The organism is Variovorax sp. GW821-FHT10C12, from assembly GCF_059415405.1.
Window position 1 is genome coordinate 184,150 of record NZ_JBWKNE010000007.1, and the last position, 12,396, is coordinate 196,545.

At 68.9% G+C, this 12,396-nt stretch carries 12 protein-coding genes; 3 read left to right on the top strand and 9 right to left on the bottom strand.

The genetic code is table 11. The annotated features are described in order from the left end of the window. Positions 1 to 88 precede the first annotated feature (88 nt). Both AC07OH_RS25545 and AC07OH_RS25550 read right to left on the bottom strand, forming a co-directional pair. Complete coding sequence (locus AC07OH_RS25545) at positions 89 to 553, bottom strand: hypothetical protein (RefSeq protein ID WP_495302581.1); 465 nt, start codon at positions 551 to 553, stop codon at positions 89 to 91. 85 nt (positions 554 to 638) lie between these two features. After that, positions 639 to 1,373: a TerC family protein gene (locus AC07OH_RS25550; protein WP_495302582.1), complete on the bottom strand. Its 735-nt coding sequence runs from the start codon at positions 1,371 to 1,373 to the stop codon at positions 639 to 641. 507 nt (positions 1,374 to 1,880) lie between these two features. Here AC07OH_RS25550 and AC07OH_RS25555 point away from each other — a divergent pair. Both AC07OH_RS25555 and AC07OH_RS25560 read left to right on the top strand, forming a co-directional pair. Continuing rightward, positions 1,881 to 2,345, top strand: coding sequence for a DUF3717 domain-containing protein (locus AC07OH_RS25555; protein ID WP_495302583.1), 465 nt, complete (start codon positions 1,881 to 1,883; stop codon positions 2,343 to 2,345). Positions 2,346 to 2,347: 2 nt separating this feature from the next. Next, complete coding sequence (locus AC07OH_RS25560; protein ID WP_495302584.1) at positions 2,348 to 2,653, top strand: putative signal transducing protein; 306 nt, start codon at positions 2,348 to 2,350, stop codon at positions 2,651 to 2,653. 13 nt (positions 2,654 to 2,666) lie between these two features. Here AC07OH_RS25560 and AC07OH_RS25565 read toward each other — a convergent pair whose 3' ends face one another. The 4 genes from AC07OH_RS25565 to purB all read right to left on the bottom strand — a co-directional run bounded on the left by AC07OH_RS25565 (position 2,667) and on the right by purB (position 8,125). Beyond that, the gene (locus AC07OH_RS25565; RefSeq protein ID WP_495302585.1) at positions 2,667 to 3,227 is read right to left on the bottom strand and encodes a YaeQ family protein; all 561 of its coding nucleotides are present in this window, start codon (positions 3,225 to 3,227) and stop codon (positions 2,667 to 2,669) included. Positions 3,228 to 3,273: 46 nt separating this feature from the next. After that, on the bottom strand, positions 3,274 to 5,424 hold the full coding sequence (locus AC07OH_RS25570; protein WP_495302586.1) for a TonB-dependent receptor family protein: 2,151 nt from the start codon (positions 5,422 to 5,424) through the stop codon (positions 3,274 to 3,276). Between the two features lie 54 nt (positions 5,425 to 5,478). Further along, positions 5,479 to 6,603, bottom strand: a complete 1,125-nt coding sequence (locus AC07OH_RS25575) for a PepSY-associated TM helix domain-containing protein (RefSeq protein WP_495302587.1) — start codon at positions 6,601 to 6,603, stop codon at positions 5,479 to 5,481. A 142-nt stretch (positions 6,604 to 6,745) separates the two neighbouring features. Continuing rightward, positions 6,746 to 8,125 carry an adenylosuccinate lyase gene (gene purB / locus AC07OH_RS25580; protein ID WP_492682159.1) on the bottom strand — a complete coding sequence of 460 codons (1,380 nt, stop codon included), beginning with the start codon at positions 8,123 to 8,125 and terminating at the stop codon, positions 6,746 to 6,748. Between the two features lie 119 nt (positions 8,126 to 8,244). Between purB and AC07OH_RS25585 the strand changes: the two genes are divergently transcribed. Beyond that, positions 8,245 to 8,856, top strand: a complete 612-nt coding sequence (locus AC07OH_RS25585) for a glutathione S-transferase N-terminal domain-containing protein (protein WP_495302588.1) — start codon at positions 8,245 to 8,247, stop codon at positions 8,854 to 8,856. Between the two features lie 38 nt (positions 8,857 to 8,894). Here the strand turns inward: AC07OH_RS25585 and AC07OH_RS25590 are convergent, their stop codons facing one another. From AC07OH_RS25590 to AC07OH_RS25600, 3 genes are read right to left on the bottom strand one after another with little or no spacing between them, the layout of a single operon-like run. Beyond that, positions 8,895 to 10,139: a class I SAM-dependent methyltransferase gene (locus tag AC07OH_RS25590; RefSeq protein WP_495302589.1), complete on the bottom strand. Its 1,245-nt coding sequence runs from the start codon at positions 10,137 to 10,139 to the stop codon at positions 8,895 to 8,897. Beyond that, entirely contained in the window at positions 10,136 to 10,942 is an 807-nt protein-coding gene (locus AC07OH_RS25595) for a DUF1365 domain-containing protein (protein WP_495302590.1), read from the bottom strand. The genes AC07OH_RS25590 and AC07OH_RS25595 overlap by 4 nt, the downstream gene beginning before the upstream one ends. Continuing rightward, positions 10,939 to 12,285, bottom strand: a complete 1,347-nt coding sequence (locus AC07OH_RS25600) for an NAD(P)/FAD-dependent oxidoreductase (protein ID WP_495302591.1) — start codon at positions 12,283 to 12,285, stop codon at positions 10,939 to 10,941. Before AC07OH_RS25600 ends, AC07OH_RS25595 begins: the two co-directional genes overlap by 4 nt. Positions 12,286 to 12,396: the final 111 nt, after the last annotated feature.

Below are 12,396 nucleotides of genomic sequence, written 5' to 3' on the forward strand. Positions count from 1 at the left end.
CCACGGGCCCGCACAAAAGAACAAGCCCCGCTGCGTTGCCGCAGCGGGGCTTGTGTCGGTTCGGGAGGGCGTGTGGCCCTGATCAGGCCTACTCGGCCAGCTCGTTGGCCAGCACCAGCAGCGCGCCCATGCCCATCACGGCGCCGGGAAAAGCCCAGCCCGATTGTTTGGCCGGGGTCTGCTCGGGCGTGACCGGTTCCAGATCGACGCCGATCTTCGGGCGGCGCGCATCGACCACGTGGGTGGCCGCGTGCTCGCGCTTGAGTTGCTGCGTCAGGTCGGTCAGCGGGCCCTTGGCCAACACCGCCGTCACCTGGCCGCCGTTGCGTTCGAGCAGCGGCAGCATCTGCGCCTGCACCTTGCTGAACCACTTGGCGCGCCAGTTCTCGCGCGCGCTGTGGCTCACCCACTTGCTGATCCGGTGTGTCATGCGCGGCGCGCAGGCCACGAGCACCCAATGGCGTGCCACGACGTGGTTCGCATCCGGCGCCAGTTCGGCGAACTGCTCGCTGGCATAGACGGCGTCGTCGACGTAAAGAATGATCTTTTCCATGAGTGCTCTCCTTTGATAGTTAGAGTGACAGAGACCGGATTGATGCAAGAAGTTTCAGTGCGGGGCGTTGATCGTCCAAAAACGATCAGTGGGCCGGGGTCGCGGGAGCCGGCTTGCGCGAGGCCACCCACTTGCCGATCGCCAGCACCAGCAGCGCACCGATGACGCCGGCGGCGTACTTGATGGTGTCGGTCTGCGGCACCTTCGGCACCCAGGTCCAGTTGGCGGGGTTCGCCAGGGCCGGGTCGGACACGGCCATCGTGCCGGCGATCCAGCCCAGCAGCATGCCGCCCAGCGTGATGATCATCGGGAAGCGGTCCATCAGCTTGATGACCAGCTGGCTGCCCCAGACGATGATCGGGATGCTCACGAGCAGACCGAAGATCACCAGCGGCATCTGGTGGCCTTCGCCCGCGCCTTGTGCGGCACCGGCGATGGCGATCACGTTGTCCACGCTCATCACCAGGTCGGCAATGATCACGGTCTTCACGGCGCCCCAGAGGCGGTCGCTGCCGGCGATGTTGCCGTGCGCGTCGTCATGGTCGGGGGCCAGCAGTTTCACGCCGATCCACAGCAGCAGGATCGCGCCCACCAGCTTCAGGAACGGAATCGCGAGCAGCGTGAGCGCGAAGAAGATCAGGATCACGCGCAGGATGATGGCGCCGGCGGTGCCCCACAGGATGCCCTGGGTGCGTTGCGCGGGCGGCAGCTTGCGGCATGCCAGTGCGATGACGACGGCGTTGTCGCCGCCCAAAAGAATGTCGATCATGATGATCTGACCGACCGCGACCCAGAATTCCGGGGTCATGAACTGTTCCATAGATTCCTCATTGTCTTGGCGCCATGCCCGCAGCTCCCCGGATGGGACCACGACGGGCAGCGGCATGCCGATGCGTTTCGATTCACCCTGCGCGGGTGCGGTCGAAAGCGGGGGAGCGAAGGCCGGGTGACACCGGGGACTTGCGAACGCTTCGACCAAACCTGCGCAGGTTCAAATCGAAGGTCTCGCTCGACAACAGCAGGCGCGCCGACAGGCGTCGGCGCGTGTGTCGCCCGTTAGGCCGGAAGTGTTGTGCTTCGTATTGACGACCTGACGATTCACGCTGCCCGGGGACAGCGATCGGGAGCTACTCCCCTTCGTGGGCGGGATTAGAGCATTGAAGACCGCGCCGAGGCAACCAAAAGTTTTCTTTACACTTGAGGCCGATCCTTCTGCAACCCGCATGGAATGGTCGATGCATGCTCTATTTTTCGTAGCGGCTATGGCCCTAAGAAGGGGCGGGACATTGCGGGACTATGATCGCCGCTCGCTGTTTTTTCACTCTTCATGGCCGCCATCCACATCACCGACATCGAGGCCGCCATCAACCACTGGCGCGAGAAGTCTCCCTCGCCCGACGGCATCACGCTGGCGCCCGAATTGCGCGCGCTGGCCGAGGTCTACGCGCTCATGGTCTTCCACCACGAAGACGAGGTCGACGAGGTCGGCTTTCCCGCCAAGGCCTGGGCGGCCTGGCTCGACTGGTACCACAGCACGCCCGATACGCCCTGCATCGCGATCTGCTCGACCAGCCAGGGCGACGACGAGTGCAAGGGCTGCGGGCGCAGCTTCGACGAGGTGCAGTACTGGCCGGCGATGACGCCGGTCGAGAAGCGCGTCACCTGGCGCCGCATCACCATGGAAGACTCGGCCTGGCGCTTCAACCGCTATGCCGAGCGCGCGCGCGAAGCCGAGCCCACCGCCGCCGAGCCCGAGCTCGACCCCGACGACGACAAAAACTGGGCGCCCTGACCATGCGCCGCCTCGCGCAAGCCCCCAACCTCGCGATCGCGACCGTGTGGGCGCATGCCTTGCGCGAGGAGGGTGTGGCCGCGACGGTGCAGCGCGAATTCCTCGGCGCGGTCATGGGCCAGTTGCCGCCCGACCAGTGCCTGCCCGAGATCTGGATCGACGACGCATCGCAGTACGAGCTCGCGAAGCGTCTGCTGCACGAACTGCAGAACCGCCCGCAGCGCAGCTGGCGCTGCGTGTGCGGCGAGCAGGTCGAAGGCGGCTTCGAGCAGTGCTGGCAGTGCGGCGAGATGATGCCGGCGGCCTAGCCGCGCGGACCCTTCACTTCCACTTGAGCAGTTCGACGTCGATGCTGTTGACGCCGTCGCCCAGCGTCAGCGTGCTTTCCTGGATCGTCGCCTGCAGCTGCATGCTGCGCTGCGCCAGCTTGGCGAGCGCCTGCGAGGCCTCGGTGGGCACGCGGTAGACCTTCAGGTTCTGCGGCCGCGTGAGCTTGCTCTCGATGCCGCGCCACCAGATCTCGGCCGCGTGGTTGAAGCAGTAGACGATCACCTCGTCCGCCTTGCCGCAGGCCTTGATGATGGGTTTGTCTTCCGGTTGGCCGACCTCGATCCAGATCTTGGTCTGGCCCGTGAAGTCGCGCAGCCACACGTCGGGCTCCTCGACGTTCGACAGGCCCGCGCCGAAGGCCAGCGTGCCGTCGCCGTTGCAGATGTCCTGCAGCTGGTGCGCGTTGAGCGCGAGCGCGACCAGCCGGATCATCATCCGCTCGTCGGTCTCGCTGGGGTGGCGCGCCAGGGTCAGCGCATGGTCGGCGTAGTAGCCGTGGTCGATGTCGGCCACCGCGAGGGTGGCCTTGAAGATGGTGGATTTGAGAGCCATGGGTGCGCGAGTGTAGGCCCGACGCTCCCCCGCGCATCCCCGGGCCTCAGAACGCCACCGACGCCTGCAGGTACACCGTGCGCGGCTGGCCCACGTACTTGCCGCCGTTGTTGTCGACCGAGCGGTTGTAGTAGCGGCGGTCGAACAGGTTCTTCACGCCCACGGCCAGCTTCAGGTGGCTCAGCGAGGGGCCGAAGTCGTAGGCCGCGCGCAGGTTCACCGTGCCGTAGCCCGGGATGTCGCCCAGCCGCCCGCTCGGGTCTTCCACCGTGATGTACTTCGCGCCGTCGTCCGGCGAGCCCGGCGAACGCTGCTTGGATTGCGCGTAGAGGTCGGCGTTGAGCGTCCATGGCCCGCGCTCGTAGCGTGCGCCGAGCGTGGCGACATGGCGCGAGTAGAACGGCAGGTCGCGCCCCGCGAACACGCCCGCCTTCGAGGTGGCCTGCGTGTACGTGTAGGTGCCCGACACCGACAGCCCCTTGAGCGCGTCGCTCAGGCTGCCCAGGTCGTAGCGCAGCGCCGACTCCAGCCCACGGTGGCGCGTGGCGCCCAGGTCGGTCCACTGGCCGACGTCGCCGGTGATGGAGCGCGCCAGCAGCAGCTCCTTGTCGAAGTTGATGTTGAACAGCGTCAGCTCGCCGCTCCAGGATTCGCCCTTGTACTTGGTGCCGATCTCGTAGGTCTTGGCCTTCTCGGGGTGCAGGCTGGTGGTCGACTGTGCGAGCTGGGCGTACTGCTGCGGACCGAACGACACGCCGGCATTGGCGAACAGCGACCAGCGCTCGCTCATGCGGTAGAGCACCGACAGCGTGGGCAGCACTTCGTTGGACTCGATCTTCGGGTAGATCGCGTTGGTGACGCGGTTGTTCGCCATGGTGAACACGTCGTTGTACGAACGGAAGGACTCGTAGCGCACGCCGGGCGTGACCGTCCAGTTGCCGAAGTCGATGCGGTCGTCGATGTAGAACGCGTGCGCGGTCGTGCCGCCCTTGCTGGTCTGGTACGCGGGCTGCGCGAGCGCGTAGGCGTCGAAGCCCGGCGCCGGCCGGTAATAGCTGCTGCGCGTGGCCACCTCGGAGGCCTCTTCCTTCAGGTAGCGCGCGCCGATGCTGATCTCCTGCACCACGCTGCCCGAGTCGATCAGGCGCGAGTAGCGCGGCTCGAAGGCGTAGGTCTTGTAGTTGCGCGGCGCGGTGGTCAGGCGGCGCCGGTTGGCGTTGGCGCCCGTGCCTTCCTGCTCGAGGTAGCTGCTGCGGTACGAGTCCGTGTAGTAGGTCAGCATCTCGAACTTGTTCACGCCGTCGTTGTGCGTGTACTTGAGCGAGCCGTCGGTGCGGCGCCCGGTGAACTCGTCGAAGGGGCGGTCCGACTGGAACGGGTTGGCCGCGAACTGCGCCGTCGTCAGGCCGCCGGGCATGCGCCCCTTGCCTTCGAAGTGGTGCAGCGAGATCGCGATGTCGTCGGTCTTCGAGAGGCGGTAGGCACCCTTGAGCATCAGGTCGTCGATGCGGGTCTTGTCGTTGCTCTGGCGCCAGCCGTCGCCGTGCGTGCCCGAGTACAGCAGCGCCAGGCCCAGGCCGTTCTCGTTGGTGCCGCCGATGAACAAGCTGGGCGTGGTCTTGGTGCCGCCGCCGTGGCTGGCGCTCTCGACGCCCACGCCGACTTCGCCCGCGAACTGCTTGGGGATCGAGCGCGTCACGAAGTTGATGATGCCGCCCACGTTCTGGGGGCCGTAGCGCACCGAGCCCGCGCCGCGCACCACGTCGACCGCCTCGAGGCTGCCCAGCGACACCGGTGCCAGCGACAGCTGCGGCTGGCCGTAGGGCGCGTAGGCCAGCGGCACGCCGTCCAGCAGCACGGTCGAGCGCGGCGACAGCCGCGAGGTCAGGCCGCGCACGCCCACGTTGAGCGAGATGTCGCTGCCGCCGGTGCCGTTGCTCTCCTGCACCTGCACGCCGGGCACCTGGCGCAGCACGTCGCGCACGCTGGCCGAGCCGCTTTCCTGGATCTGCTGGCGCTCCACGATGCTGCGCGCGCCGGCGTGCTCGAGCACCTTGGTCTCGGTGGGCGTGCCGAGCCAGTCGCCGGTGACGGTGATGGCTTCGAGCGACTTCGACGGCTCGGCGTCGGCCGCGAAGCTGTGCAGGCTCAGGGGCAGCAGGGCCAGGGCGATGGCGGTTTTTTTGTGCGGGAACAAGGGGTCCTCCTCGATGTATTTGTGATGGATGAAGGGATGGGATGTGTGCGTCGTTCAGGGCGCCGTGCCACGCGACAGCGCCTGGCTGCGGGCGGCCGCAGCCACGGCGCGCCGGCGCCACCAGAGCCACACGCCGCTCAGGCCGAGGCCGGCCAGCGCCAGGCCCAGCAGCGCGGTGACCGTCTGGTGCACCACGCCGCCGAGCACGCCGGTGTGCAGCGGGTAGATCACGACCACCGCGCCGTTGCCGGTGTCCATGTCCTGCCAGCGGCGCACACCGAGCAGCTCGCCCGTGACCGGGTGCACCCACACCGAGCCGATGCCATTCGGGTGCGGGTCGTCGGCGAGCCGGAAGCGCACGCGCAGCGGCCGGTCCGCGCGGCCGGGCACCTGCACGTAGCCGATGGGCTGGCCGGGGAACACGGCCTGCGCGCGGGCGACGAGGTCGTCGAGCGGCAGGCGAGGGCCGGTGGCGGTGCCTTTGGGCACGATCGGCGCCTTGGCGGGCACCTGCCCGAGCGCGGTCGAGATGAAACCGCCCAGCGGTCGCCAGGCCATGTAGGCGCCGGTGAAGACCGACACCGCGATCAGCAGCCCGAGCACGGCGCCGCCCGTGCGGTGCAGGTCGAACAGCCCGCGCAGCAGGCCGCGGTCCAGCACGATGCGCAGCGAGGGCGGCCAGCGCGCCGGCCACCACAGCACCACGCCGGTGACCAGCAGGAACAGGTAGGCCAGCGCGGCGATGGCGAGGATGCCCTTGCCCGTGTCTTCCAGCAGCAGGCTGCTGTGCAGCTCGAACAGCAGGTTGTAGGCGCCTTCGTGCGTGCCGCGGCGGCCCTGTTCGGCGCCGGTGGCGGGGTCGAGGTAGAGCGTGCCGTCCCACGGGCCGCGCACCAGCACCCAGAGCGTGTCGCCGGGCTGGCGCGGCGGGCGCAGCGTGAGGTTGGTGTCGGGGCCGAACTCGGCGAGCAGGCGCTGGCGCAACGGCTCCAGCGGCGCAGGGGGCGCGTTGCCGTGGCTGCGCGCCGTGAAGAACTCAGGATGGCCGGCGCGGTCGAGCGGCAGCGCCACCACCAGCACAGCGCCCAGGAGCGCCGTGAGGGCGAGCAGCGGACCGAGCGTGAGGCCGATCCATCGGTGGAGCGTGAGCCAGTAGCGTCTCAGCGGGGCGCGCAGCATGAACAACGGGGACGTCGAAGCGTCCCGTCAGGGTTGTCGGCTGGCGTGCACCCGGACGGGGCACGTTGGCTGGAAGTGTCGGATGGCGAACGAAGCGCACCGGCCGTGGGCAACACGGGCCGGCGGATCGTCGCGGGGAAGCCTAAATTCTACGAGCGAGTTCGGCGGCCTTGCCGGTGTAGCTGGCCGGCGTCATGGCCAGAAGGCGGGCCTTTTCCTCTTCGGGAATCTCCAGCGAGCGGATCAGCCCGTGCAGCGCCTCGGCCGTCACGGTCTTGCCGCGCGTGACTTCCTTGAGCTGCTCGTAGGCGCCCTGCACGCCGAAGCGGCGCATCACGGTCTGGATCGGCTCGGCCAGCACTTCCCACGAGGCGTCGAGGTCATCGGCCAGCGCTTCCTGGTTGATCTCGAGCTTGCCCAGGCCCGTGGCCAGGCTGGCGTAGGCCAGCGTGGCGTAGCCGAAGGCCACGCCGATGTTGCGCAGCACCGTGCTGTCGGTCAGGTCGCGCTGCCAGCGGCTGATGGGCAGCTTCTCGCTCAGGTGGCGCAGCACCGCGTTGGCCAGGCCCAGGTTGCCCTCGGCGTTCTCGAAGTCGATCGGGTTGACCTTGTGCGGCATGGTCGACGAGCCGATCTCGCCCTTCTTCAGGCGCTGCTTGAAGTAGCCCAGGCTCACGTAGCCCCAGATGTCGCGCGAGAAGTCGACCAGGATCGTGTTGACGCGCGCCACGGCATCGAACAGCTCGGCCATGTAGTCGTGCGGCTCGATCTGGATGCTGTACGGCTGGAAGCTCAGGCCCAGGCCCAGCGGCGCGGGCGTCTCCACGACCTTGCGGCTGAAGGCTTCCCAGTCGAACTCGGGCCAGGCAGCCAGGTGGGCGTTGTAGTTGCCGACCGCGCCGTTCATCTTGCCCAGCAGCTGCACGGCCGCGATTTGCGCGCGGGCCTTGGTCAGGCGCACCGCCACGTTGGCGATTTCCTTGCCGACGGTGGTCGGGCTGGCGGTCTGGCCGTGGGTGCGCGAGAGCATCGACACGTCGGCGAACTGGTGCGCCATTTCGCGCAGCTTGGCGATCAGGCCGTCGATGGCCGGCAGCACCACGGTGTCGCGTGCGGCCTGGATCTGCAGGGCGTGGCTGGTGTTGTTGATGTCTTCGCTGGTGCAGGCGAAGTGCACGAACTCGGCGGCGGCCAGCAGCTCCGGCCGGGCTTCGAACTTCGACTTGATCCAGTACTCGACGGCCTTCACGTCGTGGTTGGTGGTCTTCTCGATGTCCTTGATGGCCAGTGCGTCGGCTTCGGAGAAATGCGACACCAGCCCCATCAGGTACTTGCGGGCGCCGCCCGTGAGGGGCTTGAACTCGGCAAAGCCGCAGTCGGACAGCGCAATGAACCAGGCCACCTCCACCTGCACGCGACGGTGCATGTAGCCCTGTTCGCTCATCAGCGGGCGCAAGGCCGCGAGTTTGGCCGCATAGCGGCCGTCAAGGGGGGAGAGGGCGGAGACGGTGGAAAAGCTCATGCCCGAATTTTAGGCGGCCGCCGGCGGGTCGTGCCGCGGGGAGATTCGGGCGGCGTCTTTTTCCGTTCACCTAAAATGCCTGCGAACAAACGTTAACAGACGATGGGGAGAGAGCCTTCATGAAACTGATCGGATCCGCCGCCAGTCCTTATGTGCGCAAGGTGCGCGTGGTGCTGGCCGAAAAGCGGCTCGACTACCAGTTCGTGATCGAAGACGTCTGGTCCGCCGATACCACGATCGCCCACTCGAATCCGCTGGGCAAGGTGCCGTGCCTGATCATGGAAGGCGGCGAGGCGATGTTCGACTCGCGCGTCATCGTCGAGTACATCGACACCCTGTCGCCCGTGGGCAAGCTCATTCCGCAGCAAAGCCGCGAGCGCGCCGAGGTCAAGACCTGGGAAGCGCTGGCCGACGGCGTCATGGACGCCGGCGTGCTCTGGCGCCTCGAAGCCACCTGGACGGGCCGTGCCGACGGCGAACGCAGCGCCGCCTGGATCGAGCGCCAGCGCGTCAAGGTCCAGGCCGGCGTGGCCGCCATGGCCAAGGGCCTGGGCGACAAGCCCTTCTGCAGCGGCATCCACCTGAGCCTGTCGGACATCGCGGTCGGCTGCGCGCTGGGCTGGCTGGGGCTGCGTTTTCCCGAGATCGACTGGCGCGGCGATCACGCCAACCTGGCCAGGCTGTACGACAAGCTCATGCTGCGGCCGAGCTTCATCGACACCCAGCCCTGAAACGACAAAGCGCCCGAGGGCGCTTTTTTCATGGCGTTTCAGCCGGCCGGCGGTGGGGGCCGCTTGCGCAGCGTGTACTGCACCACGTCGGTGCTCTGTTGCAGGAACGCGGCCTCGCAGTAGGCCAGGTAGAACTCCCAGATGCGCTGAAAGCGTTCGTCGAAGCCCTGCTGCAGGACCGTGGCGCGCTGCGCGAGGAAGCGCTCGCGCCAGCGCCGCAGTGTTTCGGCGTAGTCGGCGCCGAAGGCGAATTCGTTCACCACCTCCAGCCCGGCTGCCTCGGCGGCGCGCCGGAACTCGCGCGGGCAGGGCAGGCAGCCGCCCGGGAAGATGTACTGCTGGATGAAATCGGTCGCGCCGATGTAGCGCTCGAACAGCCGGTCGTCGATCACGATGGTCTGCACGCAGGCGCGCCCGCCCGGCTTGAGCAGGCGGTGCACGGCCTGGAAATAGGCCGGCCAGTAGTCGCGGCCCACGGCCTCGACCATCTCGATGGAGCAGATGGCGTCGAAGGGCGCGTCACTGATGTCGCGGTAGTCCTGCAGGCGCAGGTCGACCGGCAGGCCCGCGGTGCGCTCGCGGGCATAGGCCAGCTGCTCGGTGGACAGCGTCACGCCGGTCACCGAGGCGCCGAATTCGCGCGCCGCCATTTCCGCCAGCGCGCCCCAGCCGCAGCCGATCTCGAGCACGCGGTCGCCCGCCTTCACGCCGGCCCGGTCGAGCGCACGCGCCACCTTGGCGCGCTGCGCCTCGGGCAGCGGGCGCGCCAGGTCGCCCTCGAACCAGGCGGCTGAGTAGTTCATCGTCTCGTCGAGCCAGGCCGCGTAGAAGGCGTTGCCCAGGTCGTAGTGCGCGTGGATGTTGCGCGCGCTGCCCGCGCGGCTGTTGCGGTTCAGCCGGTGCCGCAGCCGGTACGCGAGGCGGCCCAGCCAGTGGCCGTAGACCACGTCCTCGAGCGCGCGCCGGTTGGCGATGACCACCTGCATCAGCTCGACCAGGTTCGGCGTGCCCCAGTCGCCCGCGATGTAGCTTTCGGCAAAGCCGATGTCGCCCGAGCGCAGCGCGGCCCGGCAGGGCTCCCAGTTGCGCAGCGTGAGCGAGGCCGTGAGCGTGCTGCTGCCGGGCGCGGCGCCGAAGTGGCGCACCGAATCGTCGGGCAGCCGCACGGTGAGCGAGCCGTGCGTGAGGCGCTGCAGCAGGCCGAGCACGGTGCGCGCGGCGCGCGGTGCGTCCTGCGGCAGCGCGAGGGGGAAGCCCGGGGCGGTGGTGGTGGTCGGTGTCATGGGTGCTGCTGCGGGGAGGAAGGGGTGTCGCGCGACACGAAGGAAAGCGGCGGTGCCGGCTTGGCGATGAAGGGCACGCGCTTGAGCCACAGCTTCGCGGCCTGCCAGTGGATGCGCGCGATCAGCCCGACGGTCATGGCCGGGTAGCGCCACAGCGCGCGCCGCACGAGGGCCAGGCTCAGCGGCGCGAGCTCGCCGCTCACGCTGGTCTGCAGCAACGGGCCGTCGGCGTCGTCGTGGTCGATGCGCACCACCGTGCGCGTGCGGGCTGCATCGATGAAGAAACGGAAACGGTAGTCGCCCGTGACCCGGCAGAACGGCGACACGTGGAAGGCCTTGGCGGCGCGCAGTTCCACGCCGTAGCCGGGCTGGTCGAGCAGGTAGCAGTGGCGTTCGCCGAAGGTGTTGTTCACCTCGACCACGATGGCGCGCAGCGCGCCCTGCGCCGTGTGGCAGTACCAGAAGCTCACGGGCTTGAAGGTGTAGCCGAACACGCGCGGGTAGCAGTGCAGCCAGGCTTCGCCGTCGGCGTCGTCGATGCCGTGCTCGGCCAGCAGCGCGTCCAGCCAGGCCAGCGCGCCGCCCTGGGCGGGGCCGCGGCCGTCGCCGTGGTCGGTGTCGTGGAACGACAGTGCGGCCGGGCGGTTCAGCGCCAGCTGCGCGCTGCCGTGCGCGCGCAGGGTGCGCATCGGCAGCATCAGGAAGAAGGTCGGGTAGACGAAGGCGTGGTGCGCGGGGCGCAGGCGCGTGTGCCGGACTTCGCCGAAGCCCAGGTGCGGCACGGCCTGCACCGGCGAGGTCATGCCGCGCGCCTTGCCGGGGCCGCCTCGCCGCCGGCCAACCGCGTCCGCACGCCCTCGGCGGCGGCCAGCCCGGCCTTCAGGCCGTCTTCGTGGAAGCCGTAGCCCATCCAGGCGCCCGCGAACCAGGTGCGGCGCCGGCCCTGCAGCGCAGGCACCTCGGCCTGCGCGCGGATCGCGCCCAGGTCCAGCACCGGGTGGTCATAGTCGTATTCGGCCATGACCCGACTACGCGCGACCTCGCCGATCGGATTCAGCGACACGATCACCGGCTGTTCCCAGGGCAGCGGCTGCAGCTTGTTCAGCAGGTAGTGCAGGCAGACGCGGCCCGCCTCGTCGTCGCCCGTGACGCCGCGCTGGTAGTTCCAGGCGGCCCAGGCCGCGCGCTGGCGGGGCAGCACGGAGGCGTCGGTGTGGAGCACGGCGTGGTTGCGCTGGTAGCGGATGGTGTCGAGCACCGCCAGCTCGGCCGGGTCGGGGTCGCCGAGCAGGGCCAGCGACTGGTCGGTGTGCGTGGCCAGGATCGCGTGGTCGAACACCTCGGTGCCCGCGTCGGTCGACACCCGCACGCCGTCGTCGTCGCGCACGATGCGCCGCACCGGCGTGCGCAGGCGCGCGTCGGGCAGGCCGGCGACGATCTTCTCCACGTAATGGCGCGAGCCGCCGCGCACGGTGCGCCAGGCCGGGCGGTTCGCGATCTGGATCAGCCCGTGGTTGTGGCAGAAGCGGATCATGGTCGCGACCGGGAACGCCAGCATCTGCGTGGTCGAGCAGCTCCAGATGCAGCCCATCATCGGCAGGAAGTACCAGTCGCGAAAAGCGGTGCCGAAGCGGTGGGTGTCGAGGAAGGCGCCCAGCGGCTGGGCCAGTTCGCCCTCGGTGCCCGCCTCGGCGATGCGCGTGGTCAGGCGGTTGAAGCGCAGCAGGTCGCGCAGCATGCCGAGGAAGCGGGTGTCGAGCAGGTTGCGCCGTTGGGCGAACACGGTGCCCAGGTGGCTGCCGCTCCACTCGAGCGGCTGGCCGTTGTCGCGCACCGCCTGCACCGAGAACGACATGTCCGAGGCGGCCGTCTCCACGCCCAGCTCGGCGAAGAGGCGGATCAGCTGCGGGTAGGTGCGCTCGTTGTAGACCAGGAAGCCGGTGTCCACGCCGTGTGCGACGCGGGTGGCATCGTGCGCCGAGCGCGGCAGCTCGATCGTGGCCGTGTGCGCATGGCCGCCGAAGTAGTCACTGGCTTCGAAGAGGGAGACCTGGGCCGTATGGCGCAGCGCATGGGCGGCTGCGAGGCCGGAGATGCCGGCACCGATCACGGCGATGCGGGGAGGGCCGGTGGGGCGCTGCGTCATCGCAAGCCCCGGTTCCGGCGGGAAGACAAAAATGCTGCGAGGCGCCCCGACACGAAGGAGGGAGGGAGGGAGGAGGAGAAGAATCGCCTCGGGATTTCAACCGGACGGCAG